The organism is Marinoscillum sp. MHG1-6 (genome assembly GCF_024714475.1).
Lineage (GTDB): Bacteria > Bacteroidota > Bacteroidia > Cytophagales > Cyclobacteriaceae > JAMZMI01.
Map to the genome: position 1 here is coordinate 357,374 of NZ_JAMZMI010000003.1, position 25,432 is coordinate 382,805.

The window sequence follows — 25,432 nt, forward strand, 5'->3', positions numbered from 1 at the left end:
TATGATAATTATCAACTTACGACTGTCAGCGTTTATCTGCCTGACTTTTCTGGGATTCTTCACTTATGGTCAATTTGGATCAAATCCTCCTCAAAATGTTAAGTTAAAGGATATGAACTGGCGGGATGTGTGCATCCTACCAGACACCACTTCAGGCTACTACTACATGGTAGGGCCGGGTGGAAAATCGGTGCTTAGTTACAGAAGCAAAGATCTGATCAACTGGGAAAACCCTACCAGAATCTTTACCATCCCGGATGGCTTTTGGAGTGATGCCGACATTGTCAACATTTGGGCACCGGAACTGCATGCCTACAAGGGCAAGTATTACCTCTTCCTAACCATCAATACCAATGATCTATTAGAAGAACAATGGCATAATTGGCGACCAAGAGTCAAAAGGGGGTCTCAAGTTTTAGTAAGCAATTCTCCTACAGGTCCATTTGAACCCTTCAGTGATGAATCCACACTTCCTCCGGAAATGATGACCCTGGATGCCACCTTATGGGAAGAAGACGGAAATCCTTATATTGTTTATGCGCACGAATGGGTTCAAATCTCCAACGGGACCATTGAATACTTACCATTAAAAGATGATCTTTCCGAGGTCATTGGGGAACCAAAACTTATACTCAGAGGAAGTGATGGACCGTGGGTTTGTGTTACTGAAAAAGAAGGAAGCTATATTACCGATGGCCCTTATCTTCGATTTGGAAAGAACGGTCGATTAATGATGATATGGACCAGCTTTTGTAACGACACTTATAAAATGGGGGTTTCCTTTTCTGAAAGTGGTAAACTTGACGGCCCATGGACCCATCAGGAAGAGGCAATTTACTCAAATGACGGTGGTCATGGAATGCTTTTCGAGTCTTTCGATGGGAAGCTCATGACCGTACTACACAGCCCTAATAATAAGAAATCTCAACCCAGAATTTTCGAATTGATTGACACGGGTAAAGAACTTCGTATCAAGAAGGAACTTCGGTAATCTATCCTTACCCCAAGCACTCGATTCGGCAATGTCATTAAGTTAAAGATGTCATCTCGAAGAATGAGAGATCATCCTCATTAATAGACAGTACAAAATTAAAGGAAGATTTCTCCTTTGATGAAACGACAATCTCTATAGGCTTAACTTAACACCATTACTCGCTCAGGTATCCCGAGTGAAGGAATTATAATGGCTTGTAGCCATGACAGGGCACAATCCGGTAACCGTTATTATTCATTTATGGCCCTAAATTTCGTTTGTGTTAGAATTAAGGATTAAACGACAACATATGAATGTCTCGGCTCAGCCAGGCGATTGCTTGAGAAATTGTACATTCCATATGGAGCCATTCTGAGATGAGCGTTTTCTCCTTTTCTCTAACCACGGATAACACAGAGCAAACAGATACAAACCTGACTGAAGCCTCATAGCAGATTTAATGACAAGAATTATCCACTGTGTCCTTTGAGTTCTAGGTGGTATAAAAGGCCTCTTATGGTTTTTCAGGTTACGCCATAGGTTATCGCATTGATCCAAAGCTTGGGATCAAGCAATAAAATTGTGGGGAGATTGTATTCATCCGTGAAAACCACTAACAGAAATGTAGAATTGATTACATCTCTTCATTGTATATGATTGCCCTTAAAAGTGACACTAGTCATGTCATGATTTTTCAAACAATTTCTTGTTACCCGTCATAGAGGTCTTCGGCATTGAAGGAATTCCGATCAGAAATTCAAATATTTGGATACCTATTTTTGAATCCATTGTTTGAGTCCCGATAACGTCGGGATGAGTTTTGGATTCATTACCTATTGAATTTGAATTTCCGGAATTACTTCACAGCCTTGATTTTTGACTTCAGTTTGCATCATGGCAAATGGAAGGGATATTCAATCTTGGGAGGAGATGTGGAAAAGGGATATCCCACTATTCATAAGATATCCTCACCGACACTGGATGACCCCCAGTGCACATTTCACCCTGATTCTTTAGAATATTAATTTTCTTAAATATCCCACAGGTTTTCGGATTGATCCGAATTCATTGTCAATTGTGATAAAGCAAAAAAAGAAAAGGTCTGAGAACCCACTCAGACCTTTATCTTCCATTTAACCCTTAAATAAACTAAACCGATAATGTTTTGCCAATGGAAGCAGAACACCTAAAAATAAGATTAATGTCTCTTAAAGTTTTTCGAACCCGAATATTCATAGTGCATCGCCAACTCATTAATTTCTCTCATTGATTATAAAATGTGTAACTCTATACAGCAGCACACATTTCATCAATATTTTTTGCTAGTTGAAACCCGTTTTTTTCGTTAGATGCAATACTTCTCTTCGGAGTATCGAAAGGTATATTCATCCTCATCAACCTCTTTCATACATTAAAAGAGCATATTGTTTAATATGATACAGAAAAAAATAATTTTTTTCATGAAACGCATGAAGTATTAGCATTCATGAGTTGTAGATGTCCCCTATAAATAAGCGTCCAAAGTATCGTATCATATCCACCATTTCACTCTTTCTAATTATAAGGAAGCTTTTATGACACAAACACAACAAATGAAGCAGTCACCCCATATAATCCATTCTTCTATGAGAATCATTACGCTAATAATTCTCTCTGGTGTATTAGGAGTCACATCAATGGATCTTATTCACGCACAAACGCTTAAGCATTCTTATACCTTTGACGAGGGTGATGCTCAGGACATCATTGGTAACGCTGATGGGATTATTCATGGCGGTATCGTAGAAAATGGTCGTTATTCAGCAACCTTGCAGGGTAATTATATAGAATTACCTGCTGATAAGATTAATATTAATCAATACACACAGGCTTCCTTTGAAGCCATGATACAAACTCCTTCAGGAAATGCCTGGAATACGATGCTCTTCTACTTTGGGCGAACTACAGGTGAAAATTATGGCGCTGACTATTTGTTTTTTTCACCGAAAAATGGAGGAACAACCAAGGTAGGAATAAGCTGTCTTAACAGCAGCTCTCCCTGGACCGCAGAAACTAACATCACTGCAAGTGTTTTGGAGGATAACGAACTCCATCATATTGTCCTTACACTGAACAATTCAAGCCTTACCCTTTACATTGACGGAAGTCAGACCGGGTCCGTTAGTTTGAGCTCCGAAAATAAGCTCGAAAACATCAGCAACCTTTCAGCTTATTTATGCAAGGGTGGTTATACTGATGATCCCACGTGGCTGGGGTCAATAGATCAATTTAACATCTACGAGGGGATATTATCCGCACCAATTATTAGTAACAAAGCACTATCATACTTTTCATCACCAGAATTAATTGCAACCACCTATGGGAATTTGGATTCATACGATGACAAAATCAAAAACCTTTCTCCAATTACAGTTCAGGACTTCCTTGACGGACTAACGATCTCAAAAAATGCAGAAGCGGACATTCTGGATAGTAATCAAAATAAAATCACAGATCTTACAACGGTCGTTAACAGTGATATGACTCTGAGAATCACCGGAAGTGCTGTGAAACTTTATCAACTCGTGGTTCGACCGATCAGTGATGACAATTATGTGAAATGGGCCTTCAATGCAGAAATCCTCCATGGCCCTTCCATCATCAATGATTTATATAATGACCTGACAGCTTCTCAATTCCTGTCAGGCGTAAAAATTCCATCCTTTTCTAGTATTCGATTGCTTAACGGGGCAGGAACAGAACTTGAACCGAGTCATATTCTGATTACTAAGGATAAAGTTGAAATCACTGCTGAAAATGGAGATATTAAAACCTACCAATTTTTTGTGGGAAGTGTCCCCATGACAGACACCATAGTCAGCAATTCCCAAAAGACTTTTGATCAATTACCTCTGGGTAAATATGAATTACAGGATAACATAGAATGGTATATTCTGGATGATGCTAATCCTATCCCGGGCTCAAAGCTAAACCTGACCTCCGAAAACATTTGGATCTATTTTCCCAACGTATTACCACAAACACTCTATGACAAATACTTCCCAAATATTACCATCAATGGACAGGCCGCGGTACCGGATCAAAATGTAAGGTTGGTTCAACATGGTGTGGGAAGTGTGATTATCGGTCACCCGAGCACTTATCAACCACTGACTGTTTATTCGGGAGCAAGTTTGACAGGAGACTCTAAAAAACTAAGTCTATACACCTACTACAAAGAGGCCGATGCGTACACAGCATCACCCAGAGAATCTCTCGGCACCTTTGATAACAACATAGAGTCCTTTTTGCTCAAAAAAGGGTACATGGCTTCATTTTCAGAGAATACGGATGGCACAGGCGCCAGTAAGGTCTATATCGCCGATGAAGAAGATATTGTGATCAATACCATGGAAACGGGGCTGGTCAACACCGTATCCTTTATCAGGGTATTTCCATGGCGGTGGGTTAACCGTAAAGGGTATGTTGGTAATGCCTGGGATGGACAAAACACCAGCTCACAATGGGTTTATTGTCACTGTGATCAGGCAGGTGAAGAGTCTTCCCTTAATGTAGAGTATGTTCCATTGAAACATAATCCCGGTTGGCCGGGACTCCCTTACACGAAGAAGAATGTCACCAATCTGCTCTACTACAATGAACCTGATAATTCAGTCGATGACGGTTATTCAACAGTCGCAGACGCCATTTCAAATTATCCCGCATTGTTAGCCACGGGTCTGAGAATGGTAAGCCCCGCCCCTACTGATGGTGGCGTCTGGTGGCTCGAGGATTTCCTAACACAATGTAAGGCGAATAACTATAGAGTTGATGCCGTGGCCATCCATTTTTATCTGGGATGCCAATCAACACAACAATTTTATCATTTCCTGAATGGTGTACATGAAGTTTCCAAAGTGTATGACCCTAATGGTCTACCCGTATGGATAACCGAATTTAATAATGGATGTAACTGGTCAGATGCCGGCTGTAAACCTACCACCTATGAGCAACAAGAAGCCGTAATCAAGGACTGGGTGGATATGCTGGAAGATGCTCCTTTTGTAGAAAGGTATTCGATTTGGCCTGGATGCGAGCAATATCAACAATTTTGGATGTGGGATGGAGATGTGGGCCAATGGGTCATGACGCCTGCAGGTGAGTATTACAGCAATAAGCGATCTGGTCTCGCTTATACTTCTTCTGCTCAACATGACTATCACTATTTTCCGGAAAATAATGATAGCGAGGTTATTAGTAGCAAACTGTCATGGGTACCGAAACCTGCCTCTACCGGCCAGCAGCTTTATTTCGGAATGACGTCTCCTCCTGAATACTTCACACAGTTGGAAGGACATATTGGAAAAATAGACGTGGGTCCTCTTGAATTCAATCAGAAATATTATTGGCGGATAGATGAATATCAGAGCGATGGCACCATTATTACGGGGCAGGAGTTGGAATTCACAACCTACAATCTCCCAAAAGCAAGTGACCCCATTCCATCAGATGGGTCTACTTTAAAACAAGGAAATCATCTGGGGTGGTCCTCTGACCCTTTTGGAACTGAGACCCACCAGGTCTATCTGAGCAGGAGCCCCAATAATATGTTCCTTGAAGCCACCTTTCCAGACGTAACCACGAGCTTTGTTCCAGATGCCCTGACAGCCGGAGAAACCTATTACTGGCGAGTAGATGAGGTGGTTACCTTATCAGATGGGCGGGAAGTTACCGGAAAGGGAGATATCTGGTCATTCACAGCTACTCTACCTCTGAATAATCATCAACCTTCAATCATTACTGTATATCCAAACCCAGCACGTGATTTATTATACATCAATGGTATTCCTGAAAATACAAGGATAGAAGTATACGATCTAATCGGACATAGAGTGATTTCAGAACATTACGAAGGGCAAATATCTATATCACAATTGAAGCCAGGGATTTATATTCTGCATTTGGGTGGAGCTGAGGCTTCGAAATTTATTGTAGAATAGGGAAGAACAAACAATTAAGGCTAGCATTTAACCCGGATAGTCGGGTTACCGATCTCCTTGATAAGGATAATTGCTAAAACATTTCAGGTGACATTTATACACTCCAAATAGTATTGACCGGTTGGTCAATAAAACCAACAATGGGAAGATCACGACATTTCCCGGTAAGACTTCTAAGTTTATTGTAAAATTGGGTAAAACAATACGGGTCAGCCCCTTCATCAGGATAATAGCTAATGGTACATCTAATAACGATGATTTTTAAAACAATTTCACATCACTTTTTTGAGACCAGAGTACCTCGTGTTTATTGTTGGACTATACTTGTCAATGAGGATAATTTCGACTCGGTACGAATAGAAAACAAAAAAGTCCTGATCGAAATCAGGACTTTAAACTCTTAATGATGATATTATCAGATTACCTCACCACTTCATAGCTGGTGGTATCTGTAAAGAATTTATCTATACAGTCGTCGCTAGGAAGATATTCCGTCAAAAACTTAACAGTACTTGAGGTGGTTAACCCAATTAGCTCAGTGGAATCAGCATTTGCAGGAGCCTCAAAAGAGGCGGTAAATCCACTCGAATCATATTCGAGGAGCGTTAATTCAGCTCCGGTTGACGTATCAAACGGCTTCCAATATAAAATAGTACTGGAATCTGTCGCGGTGATTGATGAAACCTCCTTCTTCTTCATAGTAGCTCTATACTTGTCACCGTAAGAAACCCCAATTTCTGTGACCGGTATTGAAATGTTGCCCTCGTCATCATAGGTATGAATCACGAAAGAACGTAAGCTTTCTTCCATGGCTATGGTATCAACAAAGCCATTTGTACGCATCTCACTAGTCACCGCATACTCGAGAGAATCGGCATAGTCATTCCAAAATATTCGGAACTTGGAAACCCTTGCGTCCGGGCTCAAAGTCGCCATGAATTTGAGTCGATTTTCACCAGGAAAGATGTCCAGGGAGGTAAATTTTCCTGGATAGGTGATTTCACCTCCTTCAGAATATTTTCTAAAGTCATCCCATTCATGTTCATTACAAGAACCCATCAAAATAATTATCAGCACTAACACCGAAGATCTTATCAAGGCATTTATAATATCTTTTGTTATGTATCTCATTTCTAAAACTTTTAAATTATTTATCTGGGATCACCAAAGAACTCCATCTCTCCAATATTAAAGTATGGGCCCCCAACAAAGTTTTCCAGACAACGAATTCTGATATATCGTACCTTAGGAAGGTCAGGAGAAAATTCAAAGCTCAATCCAGCTTCTGCTGTGGCAATATCTTCAGGAGTATCCTTTCCATAGCCAGCACCGGAAGGTTTTTCTATTACGAACGATCCCATCAGTGTCCAGCTGTCATCAAGATCTCCAGAAACACTTGGAGCAGTGGAGCCATATATTTCAAACTCTTTCAGCGTAGCGAGGTAGTAATACTGTATTAAAGCAGGATCCCAACCAAATTCAGGATATGGCTGGTACCACCATCTACTTAGCCTAAATTCCTCCCCAACATCATAGGTCAACATATGAGGTCCAAGTTCTGGTTGCTTATCAGTGGTAAAGCTTACAAAGCCCCAACCATTTCGCCCATCAAATGCCGCTTCCGGCCCTACCGGATTGTTAGATACCTGAGGCGCATCACCGGAAAGAGGGTAATACTTATAGTTCTCCTTAAGCATCCGCGTTTCAAAAAGTGGTTTTATTTCAATAGTGGTAGTATCCGTACTATTTTTCCACTTATCCATGACAAACACCTTATAAACGTATACAGAAGTGTCCAATCCGCGAATCTTCCTTTCTATCTTCTTTAGAGCCGTTGCAAAGCTCTTGGTAATACTTACTTCGAACTCATCGAATTCATTTTTTTCCATAATTAGAACCGAAACGATAGATGAATCCGCATTCGTCCCTTCAATATTGAACCCTCCAAACTGAACCGGAAACTCCAATTCTCTTTGTACTTTCCAAATAGGTGCTTCCAGAGCCGATACACTTTTGGTGATCACCTCAGATTTCACATTGCCTTTGGAAACCGTGTAAATTTCAATCTCGTGCTCTTCGAGATCAGCAAATCCATCAAGGATAATGCTATTCGAATAAACGGAGGATGTCAATACACGTTCAATACCGGAGGTGGTTTCATATTTTACACTTACGTGAGAAACATTCGGGTCATCGGGCAAGGTAAAAGACATCTTAACCGCCCCAGCAAGGCTTGTGAACGTTATTTCACTCACATTTTGTGGTACCGCATCTGATTTCTCAAGTGGCTCTCTAAACTCCCCTTCTTCGCAACTGAAAAGGAACGCAACCCCCACCAGCAACAAAAGTTTGATTAAATAATTGCTCTTCATCGCTATCATATTTTTTTGTCCTACCATCCTTTATTTTGAACCAAATTAGGATTCTTACGCAATTCATCTATTGGAATTGGCCAGAAGTAATCCCTTGGCGCTATAAAACGTTGCTGATAAACTTCTCTTTCGACGTTGTACTCAGCAGTAGTCGTTTCCGTTATTCTTAGTCCTTTTACCGGCTGATTAATAACATCTGCTGCTTTCTTCCATCTTCTAAGATCCCAAAATCGATGTCCTTCAAAGGCCAGCTCAATAAGCCTTTCCCTATGAATAATCTCTCTTAAACCATTTTGAGAGGTGTACTTAGCAGGGTTACTGGAATAGGTTAACCATGAAGTTTCCACCCCTTGAAGTCCAGCTCTGATCCGAACAGAATCCACGTAAGCTCTTGCCTCTGCAGACCCACCGCTAACCTCATTCAAAGCCTCAGCATACATTAAATAAAGGTCTGCCAAACGGACTTCCGGCCATGGATATTCTCTCCAACTAATCTGACCATTGGTTGAAGATTCGTAATGAACCAGTTTTTTGATAAAATAACCTGTCTCATTCCAGCTTTGGAAGAACCCATATCCAGCCAATTGTGTATTCTTACATTTTATATAAAAATTATTTTCATCCGCTCCGTCATCATTACCATCCGCCATGTACCAGACTCCTCCATCAAATCCAAGGCTACCATAAAATCGTGGTTCCCTATCAAAGTTCAACCGAGCCGTCTCATAATTGGGCTCAATTTTATAACGATCGACCAGCGTCGCCTTTCTAACCTCTAGCGGATTACCAAAATCCAATGTCTTATCTTCTTCGATCGGCACACCATTTTTAGTATAAAATAATTTTGCTAATCTTAATGGCGCAGCCCATTGCCCCCAAAGGTTGAACCTACTGGTATTTTCACTTCTTTCTGTAGGAGGCATGCATAAGAACTGATTATTGAAATAACTATTAGACAATGCCCATACATGTTCAGGAGCCCATCTTGTAGTTATTGCACCTCTAAAATTGAGTTCCTTTTTGGTATCATCAGAAAGATCTCTGGTATCATTTTCATATCGATACAGATAATGGTCACTACTGTGCGCCATATCAATTGCAGCCTTTATGGCATCTCTCGCCTTTTCCCATTTGGTAGGATCCGGAGCTGTAGGGAATAGATTGTTTCCCTCCTTGTCTGTCAAGTCAGCAAAATCCGGATCACCATTGAAGAGCGGACTGGCAGCATAAAGCAAAGTCTTTGCCTTAATGGCTAATGCGATCGGCTTGTTTAACCTACCAAGATCATCAGTACGATTAGTAATCTCTCTTGGCAAATATGGCACCGCTTCATCAATCCATTTACCAATATAATGTACAACAGAATCTATTGGTTGTCTTGACGAGATTGGCTCTGTAATGGTTATCGGTATCGTGGTCTTCTGAATTGGAATAGGGCCATACATTCTCATTAGATGAAAATGAAAATAGGATTTCAGCACCTTAGCTTCCGCTACCCATTGTTCAATTTCCAGTGAATCCATGTCACCCACGTTGTTAGGGTCAAGCATGTTGTCAATGAAAATATTACAGTTATTAATACCATCCCACATGGCCAGATGACTCCAATCTCCATTTCCTTTTCGCCTACCGGTCCATTCGTCATACAATGGGAACGTCGGGTTCTGTTGACCTAGTGCAATACGAAAGGCCGCATGCCAGGGGTTTTCTATGCTCAGCGGAAGCCATATTTCATCTCCAGCCATCATCCCTGCATTGTACCAGCCGTCTCCATGATCAGGTAAATAGGCGTACAAGGTAAACAAGTACTTCTCCGCCTCATTTCGCAAGGTAAATGCATTGTCAATCGTAGCCACGTTGTCTGGTACAATGTCCAGATAATCTTCACATCCGGTAAATAGTGTGAGTACCACCATGGCCTTTACGGCTAACATGGCCACCTTACTCCTACAATTCTTATATATTAGATTACTCATGTTCACAATCAATTAAAAATCTAAAGTCATACCAAGCGTATAGGTCGATTGGATCGGATACCCAAGACCATTTCCACCCATTTCTACATCCCATAAATCGAACTTGCTGAACATCAACAGGTTAATACCTGAAACATAGAGCCTTGCCCCTTTCAGGCCTATTTTACTCACTTGCTCATAATCGAAATTGTAACCAACATCGACTCTTTTCAGTCGAAGGAAACTACCGTTTCTTAACCACCAGGAAGATCTCACCATATTGGACCCAATATATTCGGTACTCAATCTTGGCCAAAATGCATATTCATTTGGATTGCCTTCAGACCAGTGATCTTCCGCGATCGGCTCTAACACACGGTTTTGAAGTCCTCCTCTTCTGACGAAAGGAGATATATTGATCGGATCAATAAAGAAAGATGACCTGGCCGCACCCTGGAAATAAAAGTTAAAATCAAACCCTTTATATAAAAAGGAACCTCCAAATCCATAAATAATTTCCGGTTGAGTAGGATAACCGATAGGCACCTGATCATCAGTGTTAATAATTCCATCGCCGTTAATATCACGATATTTGATATCTCCTCCCATCACATTCACAGCCTCGAATTGTGTAGGTGAGTTGGCCACTTCTTCATCATCATGGAACAAACGCTCCGCGATATAACCCCATTCCTGCTTGATTGAGTAACCCTTTCTCGAAAGATATGACAACTCTTCAGGATAGATAAGCTCATCTGTCTTGATTATTTTGCTCGTCGCATACGTAAACGTACCCCTTACAGTCATAATCAATTCTCTCGTCAGACGTCTGTTTGCATCCAATGACAAATCAATACCCCTGGAAGAGGCTTTACCATAATTTGAAAGCGGAACTGCCGTAAATCCCAAAGTAGCATCCACATTACTTACTGGTTGAAGAATTTTGCTTCGCTTTTGCTCAAACACATCTACAATCAGGTTCAACTTGTTATCAAACATTCCAAGGTCCATTCCAAGATTAAGCTGTTTGGAAACCTCCCATGTAATATTATCATTTGCATATCTGGAAATTGATACTCCCGGTCTGGCATTTAATGGACCTATACCTTCACCAAACTGTGCTCTATATCGTAAATCATTCAGGTTTACATTTGACAAGTACAAAAACCGCTCGTTGACATCTCCAATCTGGTCATTACCCACAATACCGTAAGTTGCTCTTAGTTTCAGATTAGAAACGGTGTTCTTCAATCCTGCAAAGAAGCTCTCATTAGAGATCAAGTAACCCAATCCGGCTGACGGGAAAAATCCCCAACGATTTGACTTTGCAAAACGTTCTGAACCATTATAACCGAAATTAAGTTCAACCATGTATCGGTTATCAAATCCGTAAGTAAATCTTCCTGACACCCCTTGATTACGGTTTGGTAATGAATTGATCAGGTTACCCGGGTTACCGCTTTCATAATGCGATTGATAATAAAGAAGCATTCCCCCAACAGAGTGTACATCATTGAAAACCCTATTGTAATCAACCGCTGTCTGGAGCCAAAACTGACTATTTACATCTTTACCACTTTCAGAATAGTCCAGGTATTCGGTACCTGGTTCCAGGATCACCCCTTCCACACTACCATCATTGATGGCTTTGATGGTATAGTTTCCATCGGTATCAATTTCATCCACAGTGTAATAGAATGGATCATAAGATCTATCCTGTTGGTAGAAAGATACCCTTCTCAAATAACTCATTCCTCTAAAGCTCAATCCTTTAGTGACGAAATCAAGCTTTTGTCTTAGCTCAATCTGAGGCATCATATTAGAGGTTTTATATGTTTGATATCCTCTCACCATCAAGGCATATGGATTGACCATGGCGGTCGAAGAGTTTCCTGAGGTTACAAGTGAGGTTCCAAATAATGGATGCTGCACATAAGGCAATTTTTCCTTTGGATAAACCGCCGGGAACAACACAGGGTTGGTCCAAACAGAATGAAGAAAAATGTATTCTCCACCACTTGCATAGCGAACACGGTTCTGATTTCTGTCAAAAATATTCCCCCCGATTGGTCCGGTATAGTCATCGAATTGGCCATAAATCCTTGTAATCAACGTCGTGGTCGGCGTTAAATTCAAATCGATGTTACTTCTTACAGAATAATTCTGAAGTTTAATGTTATTGTTGAAATCATTGATTGGGTCTACTCTCAGATTTCCATTATCCACGTTATAAGTACCGGCAATATAGTATCTACCTTTTTCGGTACCTCCACTGATATTCATGTTATAACCCTGGTTCCAGGTATATGGCTTAATTAATTGCTTCAACCAATCGTTATTTGGGTACAGGTATGGGTCTTTTCCATCTGCAGTAGCCGTGATTTTATTTGTTGAATACCTAGGCAGTAATTCCGGATTCCTTGTGGTCAATGCCTCGTTTTCCAACTCCATATAAGTGATGTTGTCGGATAACTGAAAATTCTTTGTATTGCTGGAAATACGACTTTCCGCTCTAAAACTGTATTTTGTAACACCCTGTTTACCCAATTTGGTGTTAATTAAGACCACGCCATTTGCACCACGCGCACCATATATTGAGCTGGCCGCGGCATCTTTCAAAACTGAGAAATCCGATATATCATCAGCCTGTAACCTAGCCATATCTGTAGTAGTAGATTCTACCCCATCAATTAGAATAAGCGGGTTTTGTTTACCCGACCCGAAGGTGGATAGTCCACGAATAAAGAATGAAGTATTGTCACTTCCACGGCCAGGCTCTCCACTCTGTTGAAAGGCAATCATCCCTGATACCTGACCTGCAATTGAATTTGTAAAGTTCGAAGAGGGTAGCTTGATGTTTTCAACGTTTACGGAAGTAATAGAACTTACAAGACTTGCCTTCTTTTGCTCACCAAAACCAACAACAACAACTTCTTCTAACCCCTCCAAATCAACCTCAAGATCAATATTCAGCTCAGATTGGCCATCTACAGTCAATTCCTGGGTTTGATACCCCACAAAATTCACGATAACCACCGGATTAGCAGTGATCAATTCCATTTCGTAATAGCCATTGTAATCCGTTACTGTACCATTAGTGGTACCTTTCTCCTGAATGGTCGCTCCAATTAGCAACTCACCATTTGAGGCATCTTGTATCACACCCTTCAGGACACGCCCTTGGGCCATTGAAGTCATCATTGACCCTACTATAAAGGCGCAAAAGATCAATAATTTCATTTTGGTATAAACTCCCATAAGATCATTTAACATTTTTCAAATCCTCTTTTTCCCTGCTCTTAAACAGCTTCTTACGTCCACGTTTTCTGTTAACAAGAAAAATACTTAGAAAATCCCCCGGTGTTATAACCCCGGGGGATTTTTAATTTTTAATATTTCAAATTATTCCTTGATCAATTTGAACAAGTGGGTATTTTCTTCTGATTTGATTTCAAGGAAGAACATACCGCTACTTGTACCGCTTAAGTCAATATTAACGTACTGACCTGATAAGCTAGTTTGTTCCCAAATCACCTTACCATCAATATTCATTACTCGAATTGAAGGATTATTGAACTCAGACAGACTCCAGTCCACCATGAACTCATCCTGAATTGGGTTAGGTCCTATTTTCAGTCCAAGGTTAGCTGCTTCAGATCCCAAAGCCGCTGTCACACCCTTACCATTCACCGCAATTGAATCAGTTCCAGCATCTGCTTTCACAACGATATAGCCGCTGTAAGTAACCTCTTCTGTTGGCGCAAACGTCACCGTTACAATAGCCAGACCTGGGCCAGAAACAGTCGCTGATGTTTTGTCTAGTGTAAATCCAGCAGGTGCTGTGATTTCGGTAACACTCATAGCATCTGATCCACCATTACTGATATAAAGTAGTTTGGCCAGGTCTGAAGAGACTGCAACATCTCCAAATTGAATGGTTCCTGTATTCTCCTCATCACTCAGGTCAACTGTAGCGATAAGTGGATCACAAGCATCATCAAGACCATCATTGTCCGTATCACCAACATTAGCCTGATCCGGACATTGATCTACATCATTTGCAATTCCGTCTCCATCTCTGTCGTCATCACAAACATCACCTATACCATCACCATCGCTATCCGCCTGATCGGCATTTGCCGTTTCCGGGCAGTTATCTTCCCAATCCTGTATACCATCACTATCAGTATCTACTTCCAAACAGTCAGGGATACCATTCGAACCAGCTACGCCGTTAGTGAAATCATCCGTTGCGAAGCTTGACGCATCGAGAGGATCTGTACTTGCACAAGCAGCTAACTCATATTTATCCAGCTGTCCGTCATTGTCATCATCATCATCCCATGCATTCAGGATTCCATCTTCATCAGGGTCAAACTTATTAACCCTTGCTGCTACACTTGCAGAATCCATCACACCATTATAGATGTTCCATTCGTGCACTTGTCCTGCCCATGAGTTATCCTGAGACCATCCACTTTCACAAAGGAAAGCATAGGTTGTCTTGATTTGTGAAATAGTACCACTTGGCACTGCTGTGCCTATAAGATAACCATCAACGTAGAGTGTCATCTCATCATTGGTCAACGTACTTACAAAGTGATGGTATAAAGTATCCACGTACTCAGAATCTGCCTCAATCCAGGTACCCAAAAACTCAGCAACTGCCTTATCATTTTCTCTGGCAGGCTGAACAAACCATGCTCCATCAGAGTTTACTCCTCCAAAGTAGTTGAGCATATGAAATCCTGTGTTAGCTTCTGAACCTGTCACATAGGTTTCAACTGTAATCGCATCATAGTTCTTCAATCCAAGTGCTACTCCATCTAATGAAAGTCCGTCTGTACCTCCAGATGAAACCAATGCACCATCTTTGATTTCTGTCGCACCAAGAATTTCTCCATCCAGATCACCCGCCTGATCAGAAACAAATCCATCGACCGGTTGTTCTTCGAAAGTATAAGAGTGTTTCAATATCACAGGAGTAAACTGAATATTATAGGTTGATGTATCAAGACCTTCTTCTGACACAATAACACTAACGGTGACGTTACCTGATGAAACATCAATGGTACTATCTCCCACAACAGAATGAGTGCCTGAAGATGGGGTTGCAGTAATTGAAACTTCAGTTACTCCAAAAGGAACGAATACGGAATACTCATATGCAAAAGGATCGAAGGCCGGAGTTATCTTACCAGCATCAACAGATAGATCTGAGAGAACAGCTGCGTTAAAATCCTCATCACATGTATTACCAATGCCATCACCGTCAACGTCCGCCTGATTTGCGTTAGCTACGTCGGGACAATTATCTACTAAATCCAATATCCCATCATTATCATTGTCCAGCGAACCGCTGTAGATATTGAATTCGTGAATTGAACCCAGCCAGGTTCCATCACCCACATAGCCAGAGTTCCCCAGCCATACCAAGCTATCACTTACATCTGCAAGCGCATTCTCATTAGTAATCGCTGTCTTTCCTACAAGTACGCTATCAACATAGTAAGAAATGTTTGTTGCAGTCAAGATAGTAACCAGATGATACTCTGTGTTAGCCGCCAGAGCGTTTCCGTTGATTCCTGTTTCGCCATTCCAAGGTTCGTTGTCATTAGCAGTAGAAAGCGCAAAACGGCTATTGGTACCACCATTAATGGCTTGTAAAAAGAAATGATCAAAACCTTTATCCCAGCCAACATTTTCTGAGTTTCCGAAATAAAATACGGATTTATTGCTACCATTTAACTGGGCACCACCAGCAGTTACATGGGCTTCAATTGAAACCGCATGATATTGATTGATCCCAATTGCATCTGCATCTAGTGCAGCAAAATCTCCCTCTCCGCTCAATACTAAAGATCCACCAGAGATAGTTGCTGATCCTTCCAAAGTACCATCAGCTGATCCGATAGCATCCGTGACTGCAGCTCCTTCAAAATCGTAAGCATGTATTTTTGCGATCGGCTGAACACTAATGGTGTAAGTTTTATCTGTAGCAGCATCATCAGTTACCGTAATAACCTCCGTAACCGGCCCTGAAGATACATCAACAACACCATCTCCTGAAACAGTATAGGTTACCACAGAGGTACCCAATTCAGCAGTCGCGGATAAGGTAACATCCATAGTACCTCGCGGTAAATTACCGACGGTGTAATTGTAAATTTCAGGATCAAATGCAGGAATTAATTCACCCAAATCTGTGCTTAGATCACTCAAATTCGCTGCTGCGAAGTCCGGATCACACTTATCACCAGTGCCATCACCGTCGGTATCAGCCTGATCACTATTAGCTACATCAACACAGTTATCTTTCCAGTCAAGAACACCATCACCATCTGAGTCCAATGATCCATTATAGATATTAAACTCAAGAACGGATCCTAGATAAGTTGGGTCATTTTTATAACCAGACTTACCAATCCAGGCAAGACTATCGCTAAGGGCCGCTATTGAGCTGCCTTTTTCATAAACTTTAGTTCCAACATTAACGCTATCCACGAAATAACTAATCGATGTCTCTGTCAAAATCACGATAAGATGATGCTCATTACCATCATCCATTGAAAAAGATCCGGTTACAGCATCTTCATAGTTCCAAGGGTCACCAACATTTCCTGAAGTGGATATCGCCGCATAACTTGCAGCTGTTCCCCTTGCTGCCTGAAGATAAACATGATCATATCCCTTCCAATCATTAGCAGGATCATTGTTACCAAAATAAAACAAGGTGTGATTTCCGCTTGTATTCACTCCATTTCCAGCAATAATATGTGCCTCAAATGAAACAGCGCTATACTGATTAATATCAATGGCTTTAGCATCAAGGGCGGCATAATCACCAGCAGTCCCTAATACCAAGGCTCCACCAGATATGCTGGCACCAGCTTCCAGCGTTAGATCCGCTGACCCGGTACCGTCTTGCAATTCAGTTCCACCTGTACCCTCAAAAGTGTAAGAGTGGATTTTTGTCGCTTGCGAATACGCATGCTCCGCAACAAGAAATGGTACCGCTATCAAAAGATACTGTAGCCACTTCAAGCATTTAAGTTGAATTTGTTTCATACAATTTGAATTAATGTTTAAAATCATTTGGATGGAATACCTGTCCATTTAAACAAAGCGCCCCGTACAGCAAACGATACAAAAAAGTTTTACTTTTTTTTCGTAGAGAGGTTGATAAGAGTAGAAATGACACCTAAAGACTTAGAAAATACCGTCTATCACCATAGCAGAGACGATCTCCACATGTCTTCGTGCATTTTCTTCGGTGTATTCATTATTGAAATTCAGGCCATAGGGCCAGAAATGAGTACCGTCGCTCCAAATACCACCTTCCGCCCCATCATAGAGCTTAATCAGCTTAAGTGTATTTTCCCCTGTAAAAGCTGAGCCATCCAGAAACGTACCCCATTTCCCGGAGGTACCTACCCCATAGGTATGTGCGATCTCATGTAATGCAGTACGCTCGTTTTGAAAATCCGAAGATGGTCCGAATCTTATATGTCCGTTGATGCTTGCATCTGCCGTAGCTACTCCGGCATTATATTCTACAGTCAGTGTTCTATTCCACCAGGGAGCACCCTGATTATATCGGGCTACAGCCGTATCCATCGCCTGGGTAATCCTGTCGTAAGCATCCGCGGGCACTCCTTCTGATACCCACGTCCATGACAACTGTCCATTTGCAGTTCCTTGAGTACCATCAGAGAGTATCCATTGCTGGTGATCGCTTTCACTATATTCCCACTGCTGGATGTTTGCCCCGTCCAGCGGCAAGGCATTATCCACCTCAAGGTCTTTGTTACCTTTTACGTTAATGATCCGGTAATAGCCCTTTTCGACTTCTATAATATCCCATAATTGAGCACTATTACGTATGTAGGTAAACTGAACTACATTTCCTCCATCCTCCTCACTCCAGTTTTCAATGCTCAACGCCAAACCACTATGCTTATTAATTATTTTATAATGACCCGCATCTCTCGATATATCCCATTTCTGATTATCTCCATCAGTGGCTACCCATTGCATAATATTGGCCCCGGACTCCGTCGACCAATCTGCCACATCTAACGCTTTACCGCTTCTCTTACTCATCAATGCAAAAGTTCCGGAGATAAAAGTAGGAGTCTCCTCCAGAAGTGCCGAATCTTCTTCGACCACTGTGGTATCTAAATCGACAATTGAGGTATCCTGGTTTATCAGGGAGTCATTCTTCTCGATTAAATCATTGACTTTTTCAGGCTGTGGACGCTCATCATCACAGCTTTCGATGGCCATAACCAACAAAATCAGATTGATCAGGATGAAAAATTGGGTTGCGAGTTTATTCATGTTCATTTAATAAGGTTGAATCTTTTATTCATGCCTACCTTTTAAAAGAGCTACCCTTTCATATCGATACATGGTTTTCTTCCATTTTTTAAAAACCTCAAAGAAGACCTTAAGGTTTTGAAGGTTTATCTAAGATTAAGTCCACCATGAACAACTACACTAAAAGGAATAAGGGTTTACTTAATACAGTTGGTAACCCCAATGATTCGCCAAACGAGTGGCCTCTTGTTTGGTCACGTGGATGACCGCCCCATGCTTGGGAGAGGTAAAGTTCGTAGCTTTCATTACCCCTTCATTAAAATGCCCCAAATCTTCAAAATGGATAAAGTCGGAGGTCTCCCTGAAACCAAAATTGTGAGGATTGATCCCATATATATCATACATCAACACCCACTTCTCTTCTCCTATCCTCTTCCAGAAATTGGGCGCCTCGCAGTTTCGTGGTTCCGTGTCGTACCAGGCATCATCATAAACATAACCTTCATTGATCTTATTGGAAACCGCTTTTTTGATACCAGGCACACCATCATGTGGCGTATAGAACATTTGATAGGAGTCTCCAACCTGTGTAATGTCAGCATCGATATAACTTACTTCTTTAGGATATTCAAACAAGAGCTTGGGTTCAGTGGTCAACTGGTTAAATTCTTCGTTAACGTAGCTGTAATAAAGCTTATTCAATCCATTCCCAAACCTCATGGTGAAATAGACCATTAACTGATCCGTTTCCGGATCATAGGTCGTTTCAGGTGCCCAGGCACATCCAATTTCTTCATACCCTGGAAAAGCCTGATCCACACGAACATTGGCCACTGACCAATTGATAAGGTCATCAGACTTCATCAAGACAAACCCTCTATTATTTCCCCATCCAAATAAATCACCATCACGCTGCCATTCGGTATCTCGAAAACCCTCTCGCTGTGCAAATATGTGTAGGTCCGTCATGGCGAGATAAAAGCTCCCATTGGACCCTCTGAAAATATGTGGATCCCGAATGCCTCTTTGCTCCGCAATGGTATCACCTATAATCACGGCCTTGCCATCGTTCAGTGCCGTAAAGCTATATCCATCCTTGCTTATGGCCATATGCAGGCTATGATCATCGTCACTGAAATAGACCATCAGATAGGCTTCCATTTCTGGTTTTGCCGACATGCCACCATCAGTGGTTTTAGATAACCTGCATCCTTGAATAATAAGCACAGTCAACAATAAGCACGCACTAATAATTTTAAAGGATTTCGTCATTTGAGAGTAAAAGAGTTTTTAAGTCTTTTTTTAAAATGAGCAGCTATTAATGTCGGATAAGCACCTTTTGGGAATTCACCTTTCTACCACCGTGAACCTCTAATAGGTAGATCCCATTCTGTAAGCCGGAAACATCCAGTTCAGCCTTATTACTATTAATAACTTGCTGTTTTACCAATTTCCCATTCAGATTATAAATGAACAGCTCAGCCCCATCTGCTATGACTTCCGGCGATAAACTCACTTTAAGCTCGTCATCAGCCGGCACCGGCCATAGAGATAATCCGCCAGCATTGATTTGTGTATTTAGAGCCTCCACCGGGACTTCGGTTGTATCTGCCAAAGAAGCTACTGCCTCCGGAGCAAGTGCATAATTGTAGACCTTAAAATCATCAATGCTTCCATTGAATGCAGGATCAGCAAACTGGCTGCGTCCGATATAATTAAACACAGGTTGAAAATCCATTGGGGTTTTATAAAAACTCAATGAGAAAGCTCTCGGCTCACCATCGACATACAAAAATGCTTTAGAGCCACTAATTGTAATAGCTACATGATGCCATTCTCCTTCTGTCAATGCCGGGGCTTCCAACAATTTCTCTTCCCCATTATAGTTGATCGCAAAGCGAAGCTTCGAACCTACACTTGGCGTTAGCATCATATACTCAGATTCATCATTTCCAAAATCAAAAATTCGCTGCCAATCTGCACCTCCATTCCATTTAACCCAGGCGGCCACACTGATTTCCTGATGATTCGCCACCCCGGGTGACAACTTGATAAAGTCATCCACACCATCCAATTCAATAGCTTTTGAGCTTTTGATTCCTGATCCATAGTTTACACCACCAGCCGTTGCTCCATGTTGCAAATGAATGGTAGTATCTCTAGTATTTCCTTCAAAAGAAAGAAGCGCGACCATATCGTCCGTATCCGTTATGGTAGCTGAAACTTCATTGGAATAGCCCGAGCTATTCAGGGAGTAATCCACTGTCTTTATCACATAAAAATATTCCGTACCCGCTACCACGTTGTTATCCACAAAGGACCTTGGCACCACATTCCTGGCTATGGTATTATATTGACCACCCTGGGTCTCTGATCTTAATATCGTGTAACCAGCTATATCAGTTCCCGGAGTAGAGGGCCATTCTAACAGGATTGATGATGATTGTGCTGTAGCTGTGAGTCCAGGGTTTGCAAAGGGTGCATTGAACTCAATAGCTGCATCAACCGGTATGAAGCGCCATTGCTGGTTCGTACCCCCATTCTTTTCCCACTGGATCACATTCGCTCCTTCCATGGTACTTGCACCATTCACATCCAGACAGTGAGAGCTTTCTCTACTTCTAATATAAAACCATCCATCTTCTGCGTAGTCCAGATACCATTGCTGGTTGCCCCCATTGCCAAGCTTCCATTGATGTATATTGCCACCATTGTCCAATGAAAAATTAACAAGGTCTAAAGACAAGCTATCACCTGCCGGAGAAGTAATTCGGTAATAACTAAAATCACCTCCTATTCGTGAATGAACCGGGTAAACCTCCCATTGCTGACTAAGCGATCCGGTATAGCTTCCCTGTTGAATATTGCTACCCACATCGGCCCCGGTTGCTCCCAGCACCAAGCCGCTTTTGCGGTTCACCAGCTTATACTTTCCGTTGATCTCTGGTTGAATGTCGTCCCCCCAGGTAATATTGATTACCCTTTCCGCATTGGTCTGTCCTTTTCCATATTCGATACCACCCGGCATTTCTAGTACGTACTCATATTGAGGTCCATGTCCGTCATAATAGACTGGTCGATCTTTAGAAATGAATCGATAACTTGTTGTGTATGCTTGTCGTTCAGAGGTTCCGCCAAAGGCCTGTACCTTTCCATCGGGATGTCTATAAACTGCTGCAGCCGTCCAGTTAGCTCGATGTTCCGCATAACCAATCCTCTCACCATCAAAAGCTTTTACCATTTCGCCCGCCGCCAAATCTACATCCGCCCACCAGATACCCGTTTGCATGCCATACTCATAACCAACCAGGGCTTCTACAATGTTGTGTAACTCATCTGCAGTCGCATGATGGCCATTTGACCTTACGGCTGAGAAAAAATTTGCATAAGTATCAAAACTCCCAGCCAATTGATGGGTATTGCCTTCATTCACCCCTGCAGGTATCAGGTCTGTATACCAGCTCAGTGCATTATCATTATTCAATGTGTTTCCACCTGATAAACGTATACCGTCAAAGAAGGCATTGTTATTGAGGAGAGAGGTAATATTGTACATATCTTCAAAAGATCCCTGATCCCAGCCGTAATCTGGCTCATTAAATGCGCCTATCGTGACGATATTGTGACCCGCATCAAGATACCTTTGAGCAGACACTTTAATCAATTGTTCCCACCTGGATGGGACACCCACGTACCAGGTATTTACATATCTTCCAGTTGCTTCTATGTATTTATGATCGCAATTGAGGGCCAAATCAATATTTGCACCCATGTAGGTGTTGATCAGTTCAAGTCGCCAGTCCAGATCCGCGATTTGATCTGCTGTCAAATCAGTATCATTCACTAAAGGATAACTTGGTTGAAATGATGCACGCACCATATCTACCTGGTCACGCCCCATAAATAAGATATTTCGACGAAAATTTTGCTCATCAGCCCAGGCCAGATCCGCACCAAACGCTACCGTTTTTGAAATCCCTGGGTCAGTCACATCATACGGCACCTCTCGATCTGCTTCAGGTAAGGCTATCAAATAGTCACTGGAACTTGCAGCCTGCTGTGCCTGTAACAATGTTCGTGACACGCATGTTGCGAGTAATAATATTAAGTAAATTGATCTCTTCATGTTTTAATTCCGCTGGAAATAAGTAGTATGGTTCTAATTAATCTGAATTATCTGTATTAATAACCAGTAACCTTTGAAAGAGGTTTAATCCAAATTCAATACAGTGATTGTCCAATTTTATTTCGCTTCGCAAAAAAAAAAAGATTTATGGTATCATTTTCATAATAATGGTCTTTATGACTATAAGTTCATTTGTAAATAATACTCGAGAACATCATATCAGCTGATAAAAATTAAATTAAGATGAAAAAAATACTCTTTGTAGGCCTGGGCCTCCTCCTGTTTAAGTTGCAGGTCGTGTCTCAGTCTTCCTCTGCCTTTAGTGTAAGTACCACTCAGTCACAACAATGGCAACTCCAGTCAGTGGATATCACCCGGGAAGGGAATGCTGATCCTGATGTTGAAATCTACCTCAATCAACCGAAACAAACCTTTTACGGATGGGGTACCTCCTTCAACGAATTGGGTTGGGATGCATTGAATATGCTCAATCCAAATGAAAGAGAGGAAATATTGGCGAATATCTTTTCACCTGATGGTGACCTACGTTATCAGATCGGGCGTATTCCCATTGGTGCCAATGACTACGCCAGAGACTGGTACAGCTGCAATGAAGTGGATGGCGACTTTAAAATGAAGCATTTTAACATCGATAGAGATCTACAAACTTTGATTCCCTTCATCAAAGAAGCCCAGGAATACAACCCTGACCTGAAGTTTTGGGCTTCTCCATGGAGTCCTCCGCAATGGATGAAGGTCAATAAGCATTATGCGAATGCAAGTGGTGGTAACAATGGTCTCTCACCGGAAAATGAGGTTCCCAGGCTACAGGATCAATTTATCATGGAGAAAAAATACCTCAAAGCGTATGCCCTTTATTTTTCCAGGTTTATCAAGGCATATGAAAAGGAAGGGATTGATATCTCCAGACTGATGTATCAAAATGAGGCTTATCAGTTTAGTATTTACCCCAACTGCTCATGGAGTCCTGAAGGAACGGCCATCTTTAACTCGAAATACCTGGGGCCTTATTTCGCCAAAAAGCATAAAGATGTTGAGCTGTTTCTAGGCACTATGAATACCGGAGAGCACAGCACTTTTAGGAAGATATTGAATTACCCTAATTTTTCTAAATATATAGATGGAGTCGGGTTTCAGTGGGAAGGTGCCAAAGCCATAGATATGGTTAGAGATGATTACCCCGGTTATAAGCTGGTTCAAACTGAAAGTGAATGCGGCGTTGGATCTTTTGATTGGGGGGCAGCCGTACACACAAACAACCTGATCAACTTCTATATCAGCAATGGCTGTGAAGAATACACCTTTTGGAATGTAATCCTCAAAGATAATGGAGCCAGCGCATGGGGTTGGCTACAAAACGCACTCATTCGGGTAAATAGCAGTGATTTAACTTATGAATACACCCCCGAATATTATGCAGTGAAGCATAATAGCCATTTTGTCCCATCAGGTTCTGTAAGACTCGCGACTTCAACATCCGATGATCCTTTACTAGCCTATCGGACGCCGGATGACAACATCATCATTGTGATAAGCAATCATGAGTCCACGCCAAAAACATTCAAAATAAAAATGGGTGAGACCTATCTTATAGCAGACTTGCCTGCGGGCTCATTCAACACATTGGTCATTTCCGAGCCATACCAAAACCTGAAACTTTTAATAAAAGAGGCCAAAGAAATGCGATCACCTTCTGAGTTTATCGTGATTACTTTAAAAGCTGCGGAACAACTTGATGAGAACAGCCCATTATCAGATATACTACAAAAGCGACTTGAGCTTGCTTCTGCCCTCACGCAACACAAGCAGCACCAGGAAAAAAGAAACCTTTTGCTTTTTGAGATTGAAAAGGCCACCAGGCTGAAAGCTGGCAATGGAGAAAAGGCTGAATTGTTATCGAAAATCACCAAAGAAGCAGCAAGAGAAGCCAAAAGAAGTAGAGTAGAAATTCCACATTTAGAGAGGAATCTGTTTAAAATCAGGCAGGCTATCTATACCTACCAAAGGGCACAAAATGCAGGAGCAAACAATCCTTTAGAGGTGACTTCTCTTATCCAGAACCCGTCTTTTCGTGACGGCAACACACCCGATCCTTCTAAAGGAACGTCCATTGGGTGGACAGTGAAAAATAGTGCACGCAGCGGCGATTTCAGGCTCAACTACTTGGGTGGAAAAAATTGCTGGAATAACTGGTCCGACAATTTCGACTCGATGAATGTTTATCAGGACATTGATAATCTGGTTCCCGGAATATATGAAGTGAGGTGTAAGGCCATGACCAATGAAGGAACGCTTCATGATCAGCGTCTATATGCCAGGTCATCTACTCAAACTACTTATTCTGATACCTTGAGCATTGACGATAAATGGAATACTCCTGAAGGCTGGGATAAGCTGAAAACTGAAAAAGTGCTGGTAAGTAGCGATGGAAAACTTAGAGTGGGCTTCACCTCTACTTCAGGAGGTGGCACCAAAGGATGGTTCTGCGTAACCGACTTTCAGCTTATTTATTACGGAGAAGAACTGAAAGAAGAATGAAATGATCTTGGTATTACCTGTGATAATTGAAGCGAATTGGCTTTAAATAAAAAACCTGTGAAGATTACTTCACAGGTTTTTTTGTTGTTGGATAGCGAACAAAGGAGGAGAAATTCTTTCATAACACTTCACTAAAATCACAAGGCCCT

At 41.6% G+C, this 25,432-nt stretch carries 11 protein-coding genes; 3 read left to right on the top strand and 8 right to left on the bottom strand.

What is annotated here, in order from left to right:
- The first annotated feature begins 1 nt into the window (after nucleotide 1).
- Nucleotides 2–991 (top strand): glycoside hydrolase family 43 protein, encoded by a 990-nt coding sequence (locus NXR94_RS08740; protein WP_258104239.1) that lies wholly within the window; start codon nucleotides 2–4, stop codon nucleotides 989–991.
- A gap of 1,607 nt (nucleotides 992–2,598) precedes the next feature.
- Nucleotides 2,599–5,952: a glycosyl hydrolase gene (locus tag NXR94_RS08745; RefSeq protein ID WP_258104240.1), complete on the top strand. Its 3,354-nt coding sequence runs from the start codon at nucleotides 2,599–2,601 to the stop codon at nucleotides 5,950–5,952.
- Between the two features lie 420 nt (nucleotides 5,953–6,372).
- Here the strand turns inward: NXR94_RS08745 and NXR94_RS08750 are convergent, their stop codons facing one another.
- From NXR94_RS08750 to NXR94_RS08785, 8 genes are all read right to left on the bottom strand, one after another.
- A complete protein-coding gene (locus NXR94_RS08750) occupies nucleotides 6,373–7,083 on the bottom strand; it encodes a DUF4998 domain-containing protein (RefSeq protein ID WP_258104241.1) in 711 nt (236 codons plus the stop codon).
- A 20-nt stretch (nucleotides 7,084–7,103) separates the two neighbouring features.
- Nucleotides 7,104–8,324 carry a DUF5000 domain-containing lipoprotein gene (locus tag NXR94_RS08755; RefSeq protein WP_258104242.1) on the bottom strand — a complete coding sequence of 407 codons (1,221 nt, stop codon included), beginning with the start codon at nucleotides 8,322–8,324 and terminating at the stop codon, nucleotides 7,104–7,106.
- A gap of 20 nt (nucleotides 8,325–8,344) precedes the next feature.
- Nucleotides 8,345–10,300, bottom strand: a complete 1,956-nt coding sequence (locus NXR94_RS08760) for a RagB/SusD family nutrient uptake outer membrane protein (protein ID WP_258104243.1) — start codon at nucleotides 10,298–10,300, stop codon at nucleotides 8,345–8,347.
- A 12-nt stretch (nucleotides 10,301–10,312) separates the two neighbouring features.
- On the bottom strand, nucleotides 10,313–13,480 hold the full coding sequence (locus NXR94_RS08765; protein ID WP_258104244.1) for a TonB-dependent receptor: 3,168 nt from the start codon (nucleotides 13,478–13,480) through the stop codon (nucleotides 10,313–10,315).
- Nucleotides 13,481–13,681: 201 nt separating this feature from the next.
- Nucleotides 13,682–17,347, bottom strand: coding sequence for a LamG-like jellyroll fold domain-containing protein (locus NXR94_RS08770; RefSeq protein WP_258104245.1), 3,666 nt, complete (start codon nucleotides 17,345–17,347; stop codon nucleotides 13,682–13,684).
- A gap of 141 nt (nucleotides 17,348–17,488) precedes the next feature.
- On the bottom strand, nucleotides 17,489–18,619 hold the full coding sequence (locus NXR94_RS08775) for an RICIN domain-containing protein (protein ID WP_258104246.1): 1,131 nt from the start codon (nucleotides 18,617–18,619) through the stop codon (nucleotides 17,489–17,491).
- A gap of 180 nt (nucleotides 18,620–18,799) precedes the next feature.
- Nucleotides 18,800–19,777, bottom strand: a complete 978-nt coding sequence (locus NXR94_RS08780; RefSeq protein WP_258104247.1) for a glycoside hydrolase family 43 protein — start codon at nucleotides 19,775–19,777, stop codon at nucleotides 18,800–18,802.
- A gap of 139 nt (nucleotides 19,778–19,916) precedes the next feature.
- Complete coding sequence (locus NXR94_RS08785) at nucleotides 19,917–22,724, bottom strand: LamG-like jellyroll fold domain-containing protein (RefSeq protein WP_258104248.1); 2,808 nt, start codon at nucleotides 22,722–22,724, stop codon at nucleotides 19,917–19,919.
- A 243-nt stretch (nucleotides 22,725–22,967) separates the two neighbouring features.
- Here NXR94_RS08785 and NXR94_RS08790 point away from each other — a divergent pair, with 243 nt between their 5' ends.
- On the top strand, nucleotides 22,968–25,283 hold the full coding sequence (locus NXR94_RS08790) for a glycoside hydrolase family 30 beta sandwich domain-containing protein (RefSeq protein WP_258104249.1): 2,316 nt from the start codon (nucleotides 22,968–22,970) through the stop codon (nucleotides 25,281–25,283).
- The last annotated feature ends 149 nt before the right edge of the window (nucleotides 25,284–25,432 follow it).

Bases quoted from the DNA above. Each gene is read 5' to 3' on its own strand.
- NXR94_RS08765 (WP_258104244.1), bottom strand. From the start codon at position 13,480: ATGATGACTTCAATGGCCCAAGGGCGTGTCCTGAAGGGTGTGATACAA.
- NXR94_RS08750 (WP_258104241.1), bottom strand. From the start codon at position 7,083: ATGAGATACATAACAAAAGATATTATAAATGCCTTGATAAGATCTTCG.
- NXR94_RS08755 (WP_258104242.1), bottom strand. From the start codon at position 8,324: ATGAAGAGCAATTATTTAATCAAACTTTTGTTGCTGGTGGGGGTTGCG.
- NXR94_RS08775 (WP_258104246.1), bottom strand. From the start codon at position 18,619: ATGAATAAACTCGCAACCCAATTTTTCATCCTGATCAATCTGATTTTG.
- NXR94_RS08790 (WP_258104249.1), top strand. From the start codon at position 22,968: ATGAAAAAAATACTCTTTGTAGGCCTGGGCCTCCTCCTGTTTAAGTTG.
- NXR94_RS08785 (WP_258104248.1), bottom strand. From the start codon at position 22,724: ATGAAGAGATCAATTTACTTAATATTATTACTCGCAACATGCGTGTCA.
- NXR94_RS08780 (WP_258104247.1), bottom strand. From the start codon at position 19,777: ATGTCGGCAAAACCAGAAATGGAAGCCTATCTGATGGTCTATTTCAGT.
- NXR94_RS08740 (WP_258104239.1), top strand. From the start codon at position 2: ATGATAATTATCAACTTACGACTGTCAGCGTTTATCTGCCTGACTTTT.
- NXR94_RS08760 (WP_258104243.1), bottom strand. From the start codon at position 10,300: ATGAGTAATCTAATATATAAGAATTGTAGGAGTAAGGTGGCCATGTTA.
- NXR94_RS08745 (WP_258104240.1), top strand. From the start codon at position 2,599: ATGAGAATCATTACGCTAATAATTCTCTCTGGTGTATTAGGAGTCACA.
- NXR94_RS08770 (WP_258104245.1), bottom strand. From the start codon at position 17,347: ATGAAACAAATTCAACTTAAATGCTTGAAGTGGCTACAGTATCTTTTG.